Origin of the sequence: Microvirga flavescens (assembly GCF_003290125.1) — a bacterium.
Classification (GTDB): Bacteria; Pseudomonadota; Alphaproteobacteria; order Rhizobiales; family Beijerinckiaceae; genus Microvirga; species Microvirga flavescens.
On sequence record NZ_QMKH01000004.1, the window covers coordinates 133,978 to 148,505 of the forward strand.

Sequence of the window (14,528 nt, forward strand, 5' to 3'; positions counted from 1 at the left end):
TCGGCCTCACCTTCGTTGCGGTGCCGAAGGCAATCAAGGAGGCGATGATGGCCTATCTTGCATGGCCGGACGCTTGCCCGTCCGTGACTTATCTCAAACAGCCACGCGGAAATGGAACACTCAGTGGCTTTTTTCAGACAAAGCCTCTGGAAAATATTCATGCGGGACAGGCTGTCTTTTGGGAGGGAGATGAGGCGTCCAACGCTGTGCAGGTGGTTCATGGGGTACTGCGGCTTTACCGCATTCTCCATGATGGTCGCCGCGCGATCGTCGGCTTCGCTTTTCAGGGTGATGTGAGGGGCGTCGCGTTTCATGGATCCTACCTCTACACCGCTGAAGCTGTGACGGAGGCTGCGGTACGCCGGCTGTCATGCCGCCACCTTCACAACAGCGCCGCTGAGGATCTCATTCTGAGACAGGAAATTTTCGGCGCTATTTCAAACGAAATGTCCCAGGCGCAGGAGCAGATCGTGATGCTGGGATGCAAGAGCGCCGAAGAGCGGGTTGCGAGCCTGTTCCTGATGATCGCTCGCAAGACGACAAACCTGCTCGCCGACACGGTCGAGATCGGTGTCCCCATGACGCGCCTCGACATGGCTGATTGCCTTGGCCTCACCATCGAAACCGTTTGCCGTGTCGTTGCCAAGCTGAAGCGAATGAACCTCGTCTCGTTCACTGGCCGTAACCACGCCATCATTCATTCCGTCCGCGCTCTCGCGCACTTTGCAGGAGATGACCTCGGTCTCTACGCCACCCCGTCCCTCGCCTCCTGACAACAGGTGCGGCGGTGCTGGTGCCTTAAGGCGATAAGGCCATTTGCGAAAAGTCAAAGCTGGGCCCGGCACACGGGACTAATATCCTGTCGGCTCACCGGTAAAGGCGTCCCCGATGTACACGAAAATCCTCATCGCAACGGACGGCTCTCCACTGTCGGTACGCGCGGTTGAACACGGCGTAGCCCTGGCCAAGGCCGTCGGCGCCAGCGTTTGCTTCGTGACGGTCACCGACCGGTTCCACATCTTCTCGTTCGAAACGGAGCAATTGGAAGCCACGCGCGGCACGTTTCGCAAGGAAATGAGAGAGCAGGCCGTGCGCCGGTTTACCGATGCCGTCCGGATTGCGGAGGCGCAGGGCGTGCCCTTCACGAAGGTTCACCTCGAGGAGGACGAACCTTATCTCGGTATTCTGAGCACGGCGGAACGGCAGGGATGCGATCTCATCGTTATGGCCTCGCATGGCCGCAGTGGCGTCTCGGCCCTCCTGCTAGGCAGCGAAACCACCAAGGTCCTCACGCACTCGAAGATCCCGGTTCTCGTGGTGCGCTGACCGCCGCCCGCGTTATTCCTGAATTGATTTGAGATAGGCGATCACGTCGTTGATTTGTGCGGGATCGAGCTGGAATTCCGGCATGGAGGGATGGCCGGTGACGATCCCCTCCGCCAGGGCCTCGGCAAGGTTATCGATCGGATAGCGGGTATGGAGGGTGCGGAAAGGCGGCGCCTCCTTGAGCGGGCTGTCCCCATAACGCCCAATGGCATGGCAGAGAGCGCAATTCGTCTGAACAAAGACCTGCCCGCGTTGGATACGCCCCTCCTGAGCGGTTGCCGGCTGGGCCAATGGCAGCAGCAACAGGCAGGAGGCAAGAAGACGTTTCATGGCTTTCCCTCGGCGTTTTCCTTGGATGTGGTCAGACAAGGCGTAGGGCCTGCCTCGATCTCGATCAAGCCAAGGTTACCCGCTGATCCCCTCGGATATTCTTGCATCCACCGCCGCCGCCGTGTTACGAGCCGCGCGAGTTGGCGTAGAACCCTTACAATGTAGGAGTTTGCGGTGTGTTTGGGCGGACGCTTTGTTCCGCCATGATTTCGCACCGAAAAAGCTCTAAGGGGCTGCCTCGCAAGCCTCAGATTTTCCAGGACTGGACCCGGCGGATGAATGCTCCCGCGCCTAAAGTATCGTTTGTTTCCCTCGGCTGCCCGAAAGCGCTGGTCGATTCAGAGCGCATCATCACGCAGCTTCGCGCTCAGGGGTACGAACTGACCAATAAGCATGACGGGGCTGATGTGGTGATCGTGAACACCTGCGGGTTTCTCGACAGCGCCAAGGCCGAGTCTCTCGATGCCATCGGTCAGGCCATGTCCGAGAACGGCAAGGTGATCGTCACCGGCTGCATGGGCGCCGAGCCCGAGCAGATCCGCGACCGGTTTCCGAACGTCCTCGCCATCACCGGCCCGCAGCAATACGAAACGGTCGTCTCGGCTGTTCACGAGGCCTCTCCGCCGGCGCACGATCCGTTCGTCGATCTCGTGCCACCGCAGGGTGTGAAGCTCACGCCGCGCCACTACGCCTATTTGAAGATCTCGGAAGGCTGCAACAACCGCTGCTCTTTCTGCATCATTCCGAAGCTGCGTGGCGATCTGGTGAGCCGTCCTATCGGGGACGTGCTGCGCGAGGCCGAACGCCTCGCCAAGGCCGGCGTGAAAGAGCTTCTCGTCATCTCGCAGGACACGAGCGCCTACGGCCTCGATATCAAGTACCAGCCGAGCCTCTGGAAGGATCGCGAGGTCCGCACGCGCTTCTTCGATCTGGCGAAGGAACTGGGCGAGCTCGGCATGTGGGTGCGTATGCACTACGTCTACCCCTACCCGCATGTTGACGAAGTCATCCCGCTGATGGCCGAGGGCAAGATTCTTCCCTACCTCGACATTCCCTTCCAGCACGCTTCGCCTTCCGTCCTGAAGGCCATGCGCCGCCCCGGAAACCAGGAAAAGACGCTGGAGCGCATCCATAAGTGGCGTGAGATCTGTCCGGATCTCGCCATCCGCTCGACCTTCATCGTCGGCTTCCCCGGCGAGACCGAAGAGGATGTGGACTTCCTGATGGACTGGCTGCGCGAAGCCAAACTCGACCGTGTCGGCTGCTTCCGCTACGAGCCTGTCGCTGGAGCGCCTGCCAACGAGCTTGCCGGAGCCGTTCCGCCCGAGGTCCAGGACGAGCGCTGGCACCGTTTCATGCAGACGCAGATGGATGTGAGCACGCGGCTCCTCAAGACGAAGGTCGGCAAGCACCTCCCCGTCATCATCGACGAACCCGGCGCGACCGTCGCCAAGGGCCGCACGAAGTATGACGCGCCGGAAATCGACGGCACGGTCTATGTCGCCTCTCGCCGTCCTTTGCGCGCGGGAGAAATCGTCAGCGTCAAGATCGAGCGCTCGGACGAGTATGATCTGCACGGGGTCGCCATCTAAGCGCCCCCTTTTCCGCACGACCGTTAGAAGCCAGCAATCTGCTTTGTCGTGATGCGACGGACTTTCGCCGCATCCAGGTCGCGACGGGCCTTTTCCAGTGAGCCGCCCGTGTCGATAGCCCGGGCGGCATCCTCGATCACGTACGTCTCGAAACCTGCCGCCTTCGCATCCAGCGCCGTCCAGGCCACGCAGAAATCGGTGGCGAGACCGGTGCAGAAAACGCGCTTGAACCCGCGCTCCTTGAGATAGCCCGCGAGCCCTGTCTTCGTCTTGCGGTCACCCTCCACAAAAGCCGAATAGCTGTCGATTTGCGGGTTGCCGCCTTTGCGGATGACGAGTGCGGCGTGGGGAATGTCGAGTTCTTTCGCGATCTCGGCACCATGCGTTCCCTGCACGCAATGATCCGGCCAGAGGATCTGTGTTCCGTATGCCAACGCCGTGGTTTCAAACGGAGCCTTGCCCTCATGGCTCGATGCGAATGAGGCATGCCCCGCCGGATGCCAATCCTGCGTGAACACGACATGCCGGAACAGCTTCGCGAGCTTGTTGATGGGCGCGATCACCTCATCCCCCTTCGCGACCGCCAATGCCCCGCCGGGGAGAAAATCGTACTGCACATCCGTGACGATCAGGACGTCGGATTCTGTAGGGTGAATGAGTTCCGGGTCTCGCATCGCATCCTCATCGGCAAAAAGAAAAAGGGGCAGCCGAACACAGCTGCCCCCCTCGATTCATGCAAGCAATGCCTTATTGCGGCAGCTTGTCGTCGATGCCCTTCACATAGAAGTTCATGCCGAGGATCTGCTCGTCGGAGAGCGCTGCGCCGCCCTTGCACTCGACCGTGGAGCCGTCCTGCTTCACGATCGGGCACTTGAACGGGTTGAGCTTGCCGGACTTGATCGCGGTTTCCGTCTCTTCCGCCATCTTCTTCACGTCGTCGGGCATGTTCTTGTAGGGAGCCATCACCACCATGTGGGCGTTCAGGCCGCCCCAGGTGTCCTCCGACTTCCAGGTGCCGTCGAGAACGGCCTTGGTGCGGGCGACATAATAGTCGGCCCAGTTGTCGATGATCGCAGTGAGCTGAGCCTTCGGCGCGAAGCGTTCCATGTCGGAGGCCTGGCCGAAGCCAAACTTGCCGCGGGCCTCGGCGGCCTGCAGTGGCGCGGGGCTGTCCGTGTGCTGGGCGATGATGTCGACGCCTTGATCGAGCAGCGCCTTGCCCGCGTCAGCTTCCTTCGCCGGGTCGTACCAGGAGTTGGCCCACACGACCTTGATCTTGATGTTCGGATTAACCGACTGCGCGCCGAGGAAGTAGGAGTTGATGCCGGCGACCACTTCCGGGATCGGGAACGCGCCGACATAGCCGATGGTACCGGTCTTCGACATCTTTCCGGCGATCTGGCCGATGATATAGCGGCCTTCGTGGAACTTCGCGGCGTAGGTCGAAACGTTCGGGGCGCGCTTGAAGCCCGTCGCGTGCTCGAACTTCACGTTCGGGTACTTCTTGGCGACCTTGAGGGTCGGCTCCATGAAGCCGAACGATGTCGTGAAGACAAGCTTGTGACCGGTGCGGGCCAGTTGCTCGATGGCGCGCTCGGAATCCGCCTCCGGTACGCTCTCGACATAGGTCGTCTCGACCTTGTCGCCGAACGCCTTTTCGATGGCCTTGCGGCCCACATCGTGCTGGTAGCTCCAGCCGTGGTCGCCGACCGGGCCGACATAGATGAAGCCGATCTTCAGCTTCTCCTGCGCCGAAGCGCCACCGGCGGACAGAGCCAGAGCGGCGGCCCCGGCCAAAGCACCCAAAGTCACCCTAATGTTCATCGCTGTTCCCTTGAACGTGAGGTTTTCCTATTCGTCGCAGGTCCGTTGTGGCCCTGCAAGACCGAACCCATGCATCCTTTATAGTCGTCCTGCTCATCTCTCAGGCACGAAGGGGCTGCCAAGCGACCCCGGAGCGCCGATGGCGCGGCCGTGACGGAGCGAGAGAAGCAGAAGCACCAAAATCGTCGCCGCATAGGGCACCGCCGAGAGCACTTGCGAAGGCAGTCCGAACTGCGCCGCCTGCGCATGCAGCTGGAGCACCGACGCCGCACCGAAAATATAGGCCCCGACAAGTGCCCAGCCAGGCCGCCAGGCCGCGAAGACCACGAGTGCAAGCGCGATCCACCCACGCCCCGCGATCATGCCCGGCGACCAGAACCGGGTATAGACCAGGGAGAGATAGGCTCCCGCCAACCCGGCACAGGCGCCGCCGAAAAGGACGGCAAGCAAGCGGACGCGAAGAACCGGCAGGCCCAGCGCATGGGCCGAGGTGTGGTTCTCACCGATGGAGCGCAGCATCAGGCCCGCCCGAGTCCGGTGGAGGAAAAAGGCAACGGCCAGCGTGAGAACCAGCGAGCCATAGACGAAAAGATCCTGCGCAAAAAACAGGCGACCGACGACAGGCAGTTCGCTGAGGCCGGGAATGGTGATGTGGCCGATGGGATCACGCTTGGCCCCGACGAAGGGCGCGCCGATCAATCCGGACAGGCCAAGCCCAAGGATTGTCAGGGCAAGCCCCGAGCCCACCTGGTTTGCGGCAAAGCCCAGGACGACAAGGGCGAACAGAGCCGCCATCAACGCGCCGGCAAGCGCCCCTGCTCCCGCACCGATAAGCGATGAATCGAACGTGACGGCCGCTGCGAAGCTGCAAGCGGCCCCCATCGCCATCATGCCTTCGAGGCCGAGATTGAGCACGCCGGAGCGCTCGGCCACCAATTCGCCAAGAGCCGCGATCAGGAACGGCGTGGAAGCCGTGACGATGGTAAGGAGGATGGCCTCAAACGTGGTCATGCGTGCGCTCCCCGACCCACCAAGCGAACCCGATAGCTGACCAACGCATCGGCGGAAAGCACGCACAGCAGCAGGATGCCCTGAAAGGCCAGCGTGAGATCGAGCGGGAGTTTCAGCATGATCTGCGCGCTCTCGCCGCCGATCACCGTCAGCGCGATGACAAGCGCCGCCGCGAGAATGCCGAACGGGTTCAGACGACCGAGGAATGCGACCGTGATTGCGGTAAAGCCGTATCCCGGCGAGATCGACGGCTGGATCTGGCCGATCTGGCCAGAGACTTCAGCGATGCCCGCAAGGCCCGCGAGTCCGCCGGAAATGGCGAAGACCGCGAGAGTCGTCCTGTTCGGATCAAAGCCCGCGAACCGCGCCGCGCGGGGCGCATCGCCCGTCAATCGCAGGCGATAGCCGAAGAGCGAGCGATTCATGACGAAGGCCGTGACGATAACGGCAATGAGCGCGAACAGCGCGCCATAGTGAACGCGGCTTCCCTCGATAATGGCGGGCAAGGTCGCTGCGGGATCGAACGTCACCGATTGCGGGAAGTTGAATCCTTTCGGATCGCGCCAGGGGCCGCGTGCGAGATAATCGAGGGTCAACTGCGCGATGTAGACGAGCATGAGGCTCGTCAGAATCTCGTTCACGCCGAAGCGGGTTTTGAGGAAGGCCGGGATGAGCCCGTAGAGCATGCCGCCGAGCACGCCGAGCACCAGCATCGCCGGAATGACCCACGGCCCTGCGTCCGTGCCGTGCGTCGCGAGCGCGAGCCATGAGCCGAGGATGGCTCCCATCACGAACTGCCCCTCCGCTCCGATGTTCCAGAGATTGGCGCGGAAGCAGTAGGACAGGCCGATGGCGATCAGCGCCAGCGGCGTCGCCTTCACCAGAAGTTCCTGGAGTGCCCAGGTGTCGGCGAGCGGATGCAGCACATAGACCTGAAACGCCGAGACCGGCGAGCGACCCATCAGCCAGATCACGAAGCCGGCGATCAGGAACGCAACGGCGAAAGCGATGACGGGCGCTATCGCCCGCATGACGGGCGACACGTTGGGACGCGGGATCAGCTCAAGCCGCATGTCCGGCCTCCCGGTCGTGGCCGACGCCGAGCATTTCGAGGCCGATGGCCTCCTTCGTCCATTCCGGCGTCGGTTTCACGGGGCTTAAGCGGCCATGATGGATCACGGCGAGACGGTCGGCGATCTCAAACAATTCGTCGAGGTCCTGACTAATCACAACGATGGCGCTGCCGGCTCTTGCAAGGTCCACGAGCGCCTGACGGATGAGGCGCGCCGCTCCGGCATCGACGCCCCATGTAGGCTGGTTGACGATCAAGAGCTTCGGCTTGCGGATGATCTCACGGCCGATCACGAATTTCTGGAGGTTCCCGCCCGACAGCTTACGTGCCTGCGCGTCCTCTCCCGGCGAGCGGACATCGAAGCCCTTGATGATCGTCCGAGCGAGTTTTCGCGCCGCGCCAAGAACGACAAATCCCGATTTGCTCACCGCGCCCACGGCATGGTGCGAGACGAGGATGTTCTCGCTCAAGCGATGGGTCGGCGCGGCGGCGTGGCCCAGACGTTCCTCCGGAACGAAAGCCGCTCCAAGTTTGCGGCGCTGGTCGATCTCAAAGGAGCCGCAGGGCTTTCCATTGATGATGACCGCGCTCGCGCTCTCAACCGTCGTTTCGCCGGAAAGGGCGGCGAACAATTCGCTCTGACCATTCCCCGCAACACCCGCGATGCCGATCACCTCTCCGGCACGGGCGTTGAGATTGATGTCGATCAGGGCCTGCCCGTGCAATCCTGCGGGCGGGACGGAGAGATTTTGAACGGACAGGATCTCGGCCTGCCCTTCATGCACTCCGGAGGATTTGACCTCGCCGATCTCGTTGCCGACCATCAGGGCGGCGATTTCGCGGGCGCTGCGCTCGCGCGGATCGAGGGTCGCCGTGACCCGCCCTGCCCTCAGGATCGTCGCATTGCGGCAGAGGCGGCGAACCTCTTCCAGCTTGTGGGAAATGTAGAGGATGGCGCACCCGTCTGCGGCCAGTTTCTCGAGCGTGATGAACAGATGCTCGGATTCCTGCGGGGTGAGAACCGAAGTCGGTTCATCGAGGATCAGCAGATTCGGGTTCTGCAACAGGCAGCGCACGATTTCGATGCGCTGCCGCTCCCCGGCCGAAAGCGTCCAGACCGCCCGGTCCGGCTCCAGCGAGAGGCCATAGGCGCGGCTGATGTCGCCAAGGCGCGCCCGTACTGCGGAAAGCGTCCAGGTGGCGGGCAAGGCGACCGCGATGTTCTCCGCGACCGTCAGCTCATCGAAGAGAGAGAAATGCTGGAACACCATGCCGATGCCCAGCTCCCGTGCCTCGACGGGAGAGGAGATCGTCACAGGGCGGCCCTGCCAGAGAATCTGCCCCTCGGTCGGCTCGATGACCCCATAGAGAATCTTGACCAGGGTGGACTTGCCCGCGCCGTTTTCGCCGAGAAGGGCGTGGATCTCACCCGGCGCGATGGCAAGATCGATGCCGTCGTTCGCCAGAAGCTCGCCGTAGCGCTTGGAAATCTTCCTCAGTTCAACAAGAGCCGGCGTTGTCGAATTCATAGGCCCCGATCCCGGTTCAGACGCGAAGACACACGGACAGACATGTCACGGCAACGCGTAACCTAAAATCCGTCGCGATAGACATTCTTTTGTCTCCCCCGTCAGCGATCATAGGGATAGGCTTCTCCGGTCGGCAATGGCAAAAGCACTCATTCGCGTGCATTGCAATCACCCTGCGGTCGAAGTCGATGAGGAAAACTCGTGACCAAGCGTAATTTCGATATCGTCATCGTCGGAGCGGGAGCCGTCGGGCTCACGGCTGCACTATCGTTTGCGCAGGAGGGGTTCCGAACCGCCCTGGTCGGCAGCCTGGAAACCCGCCGCGACGGACGCACGGTCGCCCTGTTCGACGGGTCCGTGCGGTTTCTCGAAGCCTTGGGGCTTTGGCCGACGCTGGAGAAGCATTCCGCCCCTCTGGCGACCATGCGCCTGATCGACGATACAGGCAGCCTGTTCCGGCCCCCACCAGCTGAATTTCATGCCTCCGAGATCGACCTCGACGCTTTCGGCTGGAACATCGAAAACGCCACGCTCCTCGAAGAACTCGCGGCAGCCGCCCGCAAGCAGGAAGGGCTGACCCTGATCCCGGGGATGGCCGCAGGCTTCGAAGGCGTTGGGGACGCTGCCTGGATTGGCCTTGCCGACGGGGAGGTGCTCAATGCCGATCTCGTCGTCGCGGCGGACGGGCGGCACTCCAAGCTGCGCCAGCAGGCCGGGATCGAGGCCAAGACCTGGTCCTATCCTCAATCGGCTCTGACGGTCATTCTCGCCCACGACCGCGACCACCGGGATACCTCGACGGAATTTCACACCCGGCATGGACCGTTCACGCTGGTCCCCCTGCCCGGCCGGCGCTCCAGCCTCGTCTGGGTCACGAGCACGGAGAACGCCGAGCGTCTCGCCGGCCTCGACGATGCCCACCTCGCCCTCGAGATCGAACGGCAGGCGCAGTCCCTCCTCGGAGCCATGCGGATCGATGGGCCAAGAGGCGTGGTGCCTATGAGCGGGCTATCCGTCAGCCATTACTACGCCCCGCGCCTCGCGCTTGTGGGCGAAACGGCACACGTCTTCCCGCCCATCGGCGCGCAGGGCCTCAATCTCGGCTTGCGGGATGTCGCCGCGCTGAGGGATGCCATCGTCGATGCGCGGGAGGAAGGGTTGTCTCCCGGAGACGATATGGCCCTTCGCCAATATCAGCGTGGGCGGGATATCGACGTCCGCTCCCGCACGACTGCCGTGGACAGCCTCAACCGGACACTTTTGTCCGAGCTGATGCCCGCCGATTTTCTGCGTGGCGCGGGGCTTCTCGCGATCAACGGAATCGGGCCGCTTCGCCGCGCCGTGATGCGGGAAGGCGTTCTGCCGCGCATCGGCGCGCCGCGCCTGATGCAAAGGTCAACTTAAGGAAACAGATCGTAGGGCAGTGCGCCGATCTTGATGAGGTAGAGAAGCCCCGTCAGCGTCACCATCGAGGCCAGTGTCCCGATCAGCACGCAGGCCGAAGCCCGTTCGACACCCACGTTGTACTGCGTCGAGATGACGAAGATGTTCAGCGCGGGAGGCAGAGCCGCCATGATGAGGGCCGCATAGGTCCAGACAGGCCCGAAATCACCGATAGCCGAGAGCAGGAGCCAGACGGCGAAGGGGTGCAGGATAAGCTTGATGAATACCAGCGCCGGAACCTCGCCCGGAATGCGGTCCAAGGGCCTGAGAGCAACCGTGACGCCGAGAATGAACAACGCGCAGGGCGCCGCCGCACCCGAGAGCCAGCCAACCATCTTGTCGATGGCGACCGGCACCTGAAGCTGCCAGTAGCTCGCGCCTAGTCCCAAGGCCGTTGCCACATTGAACGGGTGGGTTATGACGCGCCAGACGATGCGCCCTGCCGTGGCCGCCAGGCTCCGCTTCTCCACGCCAGCGACGGTCATCAGGAGCGGCACGAGGGAGAACAGCAGCAGGTTGTCGAAAACGAAGATCAGGACCACCGGCGGGCTGGCCTCCGCACCGATGGCGGAGAGAACCAGCGGCGGGCCCATATAGCCGATGTTCGAGTACGATCCCGCGACACCCTGCATGACCGATTGCGGAACGTCTCTCGTATGCTTCCACCCCGCCCCGAAAGAGAGCGTGAAGGCGCAGAAGGTGGCGATTGTGGTCGCAGTGACAAAGGGCCAGTTCGTCAGCTCGGCCAGGGGCTTATCCGCGATGAGGCGGAAGAACAGGCAGGGCAGCGCCACGTAGATCAGGAAGAACTGCATCCATGCCAGACCGCCCTCCGGTTGCCTGACGACCTTACCGCAAAAGAAACCGAGGCCTATCAGGCCGAAAAACGGCGCAAGCAGGTGGAAAAGCCCGATCAGGTCGGACATCGCGGGCTCCTCGACAAGGATGAGAATCGGCCTTGGCCGGGGTTACTCTCATGTGGCTGGGAAGCTTCTTCTCGCAGGCTCGCGAAAGCGTCGCAATGACATGAACGAAGGGGCGTCAGAAGAAAAACGCAAGGCTCAATCGTGAATTACGACTGGTAAGTAAGCCATTTTATGATCAAATTTTCCGGGTACGCGCAACAACACAATACTTCGGGCGAAGGAACAGAACCGATGAAGGCGCTTTTCGCGAAGTTCGGCATAGGCCAAGTGGTGAAACACCGGGTCTATGCTTTTCGGGGCCTGATTTATGATGTCGACCCTGAGTTCGGCAACACGGAAGAATGGTGGCTCTCGATCCCCGAGGACGTGCGCCCACGCAAGGATCAGCCCTTCTATCACCTCTTCGCCGAGAACGCGGAAAGCGAATACATCGCCTATGTTTCCGAGCAAAATCTGGTTCTGGACGACTCGGAGGAGCCTTTGCGCAACCCGATGATCGGACAGATGTTCGTGCGCGACGAAGGCGGCGCGTACCGGGCTCTCCCGACCGTCAGCCATTAGAACGCAAGGACCGGAAACCCCTTTCCAGTTTGTGCTCCCAAAACGAAAAACGCCGGGCACTGGCCCGGCGTTTTCTTTGGATCGTCGAGAGCTTTACGGCTTGGGAGCCGCCGGAGCGGCCGCGCCGCCGCTTTCGAGCTTCTTGCGCATTTCGTCGCTCTTCTTCTCGAGCTCTTCCTGCAACTTCTTCTGCTGCTCTTCCAGAACCTTCGGGTCGATGGCCGGGCCGTCGAAGGCCTTGCCGAAGCCAGTGGCCGGAACCGCGAAGGTGACCATGCGGCCAGCCTGGTTCTGAACGCTGACGTTCAGGCTGGTGCCCTTCTTGAGTGCTGCGATGAACTCGTCCTTGACAGGGGACTCGGCGAAGCAGCCGTTCGGGAAGCAAACGGCGTACCTGCCGTCAACCGGCGCGCCCTGATCGACCGTGAAGCGGACGCCCGGCTGCAGAAGCAGGCCGAGGGGCATCAGGAAACGCAGGATTTTCTGCGGCTGCGCGCCCTTGATGTCATAGAGCGCCACGGCGAGGACCGGCTGGCCCTGATCCGAAACGAAGTCGCGGGTGGTGTAGCAGATCTCGGAGTTCGTGCCCTGATCCTTGCCGCAAACCTTCGTCCATTCCGGCTGGGACGGCTCGGGCTTGACCTGGACGACCATCGGGCCGGTGCCCTGCGGAGCGGGAGCGGCGCCGGGAGCGCCAGCCGGTGGAGCTGCGGGGCGCGGAGCCTGGGCGGGCTGGGCCTGAGGCCTCGCAGGGGCCGGTGCCGTCTGCGCCAGAACGGGCGAGGCGCTCAGCACCAGCGCCAAAGCGGTAACCAGGCCGCGATTGCCCCTCAGGCTCGCGATGCGAGTCGCGAATGACATGTCGTTATTCCTCTTCAGTCGGAAGGCTGGCTGCGGTGGAGCGAGCCGTATTATTGAGTAACTCGATAACCTTCAATGGGACAGTGAATCTTTGCCGATTAAGGCGAAGGCATGACGTGCAGCGTTCCTTTATCCTCTCGCAGAGGAGGATTCCAGTCGCAAACAGCACCTTTGTCCGTAATATCCTTGGCAAAATACACGAATCGCGAGTGGAGCCAATGCGCTGGAGAGTCGGGAATTGCCTGCGGGCGGCCTTTGCCGCGATTCTTTCCGCGGCCGCCTCGATCTCTGCCGCACAGGCCTTGCCGGAGCGGCAGAGCCTTGCGATGCATGGAGCCCCTGCCCTTGCAGATGGCTTCACGCGACTGCCCTACGCGAATCCCGATGTCCCAAAAGGCGGGCGAATCACACTCGCCCTTCAAGGCACCTTCGACAGCCTCAATCCGCTGATCGTACTCGGTGTCGCGCCGGATGTCGTGCCGCGCTATGTCCTGCAGACCCTTATGATGCGCTCGCTCGACGAGCCTTTCAGCGCCTATAGCCTTGTCGCCCGCTCCTATGAGATGCCCGAGGACAGAAGCTGGATCGTATTCAATCTCGATCCCCGCGCCCATTTCTCCGACGGCCATCCTCTCACCGCCGAGGACGTGCGCTTTACCTTCGAGTTATTGAAGAAGAACGGAAAGCCGTTTCACCGCTCCAGTTTCGGTCAGGTCAAGGCGGTCGAGATCGTGGACCCTCACAGGATCAGGTTCGATCTGTCGGGATCGAGCGACCGGGAGCTGCCTCTCATCATCGCTACGACGATGCCGATTTTCGCGGCCCATGCGACCAATGCAGAAACTTTCGCGAATACGTCTCTGACCCCGCCCATCGGCTCGGGGCCGTACACAATCAAGGACGTGAAGCCGGGCGAGCGCGTTCTGCTGGAGCGGCGCAAGGACTTCTGGGGCGCTGATCTTCCGATCCTTTCCGGCGTCTACAACTTCGATCAAATCGAATACGATTTTTATCGCGATGACAGTACGTTGTTTGAGTCTTTTAAGGCTGGACTTTATGACTATCGCCTTGAGACCGACGCCGGTCGATGGGCAACCGGCTATGACATTCCCGCCGTCCGTGATGGCCGTATCATTCGCGAGGCGCTGTCGATCAAGATGCCGAAAGGCATGAACGGATTTGCCTTCAACACTCGCAAGGCCATCTTCGCGGATGCGAGAGTGCGGGAGGCGCTCGGCTATCTCATCGATTTCGACTGGATCAACCGCAACCTGTTCTTCGGCCAGCTCCAACGATGCACGGGCTACTTTTCCGACTCCGATCTTTCCTCTTACGGCCGCGCGCCCACGCAGGAGGAGCGTCGCCTTCTCGCGCCTTTCTCTGACGCTGTTCGCAGCGACATTCTTGAAGGGAGCTGGCGGCTTCCCTCCAACGACGGTTCGGGACGTGACCGGGAGGCGGCGCAACGCGCCCTCTCCCTCCTGCATGAGGCCGGATGGGTCATTCAAGGCGGCACGCTGCGCCGCAAGGACACTGGTGAGCCCTTTACGTTCGAATTGCTGGTGAGATCGCAGGCTCAGGAGAGGCTCGCCCTCAACTTCGCCCAATCCCTCTCCCGGGTCGGCATTCAGGCACGGGTGCGCCTCGTGGACGATGTACAGTACTGGCGGCGGATCTCGCGGTTTGAATTCGACATGATCCAGACGGCGTGGTCCGCGACGGCTTCCCCCGGCAATGAACAGCGCAATCGCTGGGGGGCTGTTGCGGCGTCGAGATCAGGTTCGCTGAACTACGCGGGAGCCTCCTCGCCCGCCATCGATCGCATGATCGATGCAATACTGGAGGCGCGGAGCCGGGAGGACTTTGTTGCCGCCGTCCGCGCGCTCGACAGGGTTCTTCTCTCCGGATTCTATGTCGTGCCGCTGTTTTATGTGCCCGATCAGTGGATTGCCCATAAATCCAACCTGAAGCGGCCCTCCTCCACGCCACTTTTGGGCACCAGCATCGATTCGTGGTGGCTCGCCGCCCCCTGAATGGGCCGTTACTCTCCCGT

The 14,528-nt window shown here is 62.1% G+C and carries 14 protein-coding genes; 6 read left to right on the top strand and 8 right to left on the bottom strand.

Going from position 1 to position 14,528, the window contains the following annotated elements:
* Positions 1-44 precede the first annotated feature (44 nt).
* The gene (locus DQW91_RS09880) at positions 45-773 is read left to right on the top strand and encodes a helix-turn-helix domain-containing protein (protein WP_112663457.1); all 729 of its coding nucleotides are present in this window, start codon (positions 45-47) and stop codon (positions 771-773) included.
* A gap of 115 nt (positions 774-888) precedes the next feature.
* Positions 889-1,326 (top strand): universal stress protein, encoded by a 438-nt coding sequence (locus DQW91_RS09885; RefSeq protein ID WP_112663458.1) that lies wholly within the window; start codon positions 889-891, stop codon positions 1,324-1,326.
* 12 nt (positions 1,327-1,338) lie between these two features.
* Here DQW91_RS09885 and DQW91_RS09890 read toward each other — a convergent pair whose 3' ends face one another.
* A complete protein-coding gene (locus DQW91_RS09890; protein ID WP_112663459.1) occupies positions 1,339-1,656 on the bottom strand; it encodes a c-type cytochrome in 318 nt (105 codons plus the stop codon).
* 275 nt (positions 1,657-1,931) lie between these two features.
* Here DQW91_RS09890 and rimO point away from each other — a divergent pair, with 275 nt between their 5' ends.
* Entirely contained in the window at positions 1,932-3,248 is a 1,317-nt protein-coding gene (gene rimO, locus DQW91_RS09895) for a 30S ribosomal protein S12 methylthiotransferase RimO (RefSeq protein WP_112663460.1), read from the top strand.
* Between the two features lie 23 nt (positions 3,249-3,271).
* On the opposite strand, the gene pncA is transcribed toward rimO, so the two are convergent.
* From pncA to DQW91_RS09920, 5 genes are all read right to left on the bottom strand, one after another.
* Positions 3,272-3,922 carry a bifunctional nicotinamidase/pyrazinamidase gene (pncA, locus tag DQW91_RS09900; RefSeq protein ID WP_112663461.1) on the bottom strand — a complete coding sequence of 217 codons (651 nt, stop codon included), beginning with the start codon at positions 3,920-3,922 and terminating at the stop codon, positions 3,272-3,274.
* Between the two features lie 73 nt (positions 3,923-3,995).
* Positions 3,996-5,072 (bottom strand): BMP family ABC transporter substrate-binding protein, encoded by a 1,077-nt coding sequence (locus DQW91_RS09905; RefSeq protein ID WP_112663462.1) that lies wholly within the window; start codon positions 5,070-5,072, stop codon positions 3,996-3,998.
* Between the two features lie 93 nt (positions 5,073-5,165).
* Positions 5,166-6,083 carry an ABC transporter permease gene (locus tag DQW91_RS09910; RefSeq protein WP_112663463.1) on the bottom strand — a complete coding sequence of 306 codons (918 nt, stop codon included), beginning with the start codon at positions 6,081-6,083 and terminating at the stop codon, positions 5,166-5,168.
* Entirely contained in the window at positions 6,080-7,156 is a 1,077-nt protein-coding gene (locus DQW91_RS09915; protein WP_112663464.1) for an ABC transporter permease, read from the bottom strand. Before DQW91_RS09915 ends, DQW91_RS09910 begins: the two co-directional genes overlap by 4 nt.
* Positions 7,146-8,684, bottom strand: a complete 1,539-nt coding sequence (locus tag DQW91_RS09920) for an ABC transporter ATP-binding protein (protein WP_112663465.1) — start codon at positions 8,682-8,684, stop codon at positions 7,146-7,148. Before DQW91_RS09920 ends, DQW91_RS09915 begins: the two co-directional genes overlap by 11 nt.
* 201 nt (positions 8,685-8,885) lie before the next feature.
* On the opposite strand from DQW91_RS09920, the gene DQW91_RS09925 reads away from it, so the two are divergent.
* Positions 8,886-10,088 carry a UbiH/UbiF family hydroxylase gene (locus tag DQW91_RS09925; RefSeq protein ID WP_112663466.1) on the top strand — a complete coding sequence of 401 codons (1,203 nt, stop codon included), beginning with the start codon at positions 8,886-8,888 and terminating at the stop codon, positions 10,086-10,088.
* Here the strand turns inward: DQW91_RS09925 and DQW91_RS09930 are convergent.
* The gene (locus tag DQW91_RS09930) at positions 10,085-11,053 is read right to left on the bottom strand and encodes an AEC family transporter (RefSeq protein ID WP_112663467.1); all 969 of its coding nucleotides are present in this window, start codon (positions 11,051-11,053) and stop codon (positions 10,085-10,087) included. The genes DQW91_RS09925 and DQW91_RS09930 overlap by 4 nt on opposite strands.
* A 231-nt stretch (positions 11,054-11,284) precedes the next feature.
* Here DQW91_RS09930 and hspQ point away from each other — a divergent pair, with 231 nt between their 5' ends.
* Positions 11,285-11,614, top strand: a complete 330-nt coding sequence (gene hspQ, locus DQW91_RS09935; RefSeq protein ID WP_112663468.1) for a heat shock protein HspQ — start codon at positions 11,285-11,287, stop codon at positions 11,612-11,614.
* Between the two features lie 93 nt (positions 11,615-11,707).
* Here the strand turns inward: hspQ and DQW91_RS09940 are convergent, their stop codons facing one another.
* Complete coding sequence (locus DQW91_RS09940) at positions 11,708-12,475, bottom strand: invasion associated locus B family protein (RefSeq protein ID WP_112663469.1); 768 nt, start codon at positions 12,473-12,475, stop codon at positions 11,708-11,710.
* 218 nt (positions 12,476-12,693) lie between these two features.
* Here DQW91_RS09940 and DQW91_RS09945 point away from each other — a divergent pair, with 218 nt between their 5' ends.
* The gene (locus DQW91_RS09945; protein WP_112663470.1) at positions 12,694-14,508 is read left to right on the top strand and encodes an extracellular solute-binding protein; all 1,815 of its coding nucleotides are present in this window, start codon (positions 12,694-12,696) and stop codon (positions 14,506-14,508) included.
* The last annotated feature ends 20 nt before the right edge of the window (positions 14,509-14,528 follow it).

Coding starts and splice junctions, on each gene's coding strand:
- DQW91_RS09880 (WP_112663457.1), top strand. CDS start 45: ATGATGGCCTATCTTGCATGGCCGGACGCTTGCCCGTCCGTGACTTAT.
- DQW91_RS09885 (WP_112663458.1), top strand. CDS start 889: ATGTACACGAAAATCCTCATCGCAACGGACGGCTCTCCACTGTCGGTA.
- DQW91_RS09890 (WP_112663459.1), bottom strand. CDS start 1,656: ATGAAACGTCTTCTTGCCTCCTGCCTGTTGCTGCTGCCATTGGCCCAG.
- rimO (WP_112663460.1), top strand. CDS start 1,932: ATGAATGCTCCCGCGCCTAAAGTATCGTTTGTTTCCCTCGGCTGCCCG.
- pncA (WP_112663461.1), bottom strand. CDS start 3,922: ATGCGAGACCCGGAACTCATTCACCCTACAGAATCCGACGTCCTGATC.
- DQW91_RS09905 (WP_112663462.1), bottom strand. CDS start 5,072: ATGAACATTAGGGTGACTTTGGGTGCTTTGGCCGGGGCCGCCGCTCTG.
- DQW91_RS09910 (WP_112663463.1), bottom strand. CDS start 6,083: ATGACCACGTTTGAGGCCATCCTCCTTACCATCGTCACGGCTTCCACG.
- DQW91_RS09915 (WP_112663464.1), bottom strand. CDS start 7,156: ATGCGGCTTGAGCTGATCCCGCGTCCCAACGTGTCGCCCGTCATGCGG.
- DQW91_RS09920 (WP_112663465.1), bottom strand. CDS start 8,684: ATGAATTCGACAACGCCGGCTCTTGTTGAACTGAGGAAGATTTCCAAG.
- DQW91_RS09930 (WP_112663467.1), bottom strand. CDS start 11,053: ATGTCCGACCTGATCGGGCTTTTCCACCTGCTTGCGCCGTTTTTCGGC.
- hspQ (WP_112663468.1), top strand. CDS start 11,285: ATGAAGGCGCTTTTCGCGAAGTTCGGCATAGGCCAAGTGGTGAAACAC.
- DQW91_RS09940 (WP_112663469.1), bottom strand. CDS start 12,475: ATGTCATTCGCGACTCGCATCGCGAGCCTGAGGGGCAATCGCGGCCTG.
- DQW91_RS09945 (WP_112663470.1), top strand. CDS start 12,694: ATGCGCTGGAGAGTCGGGAATTGCCTGCGGGCGGCCTTTGCCGCGATT.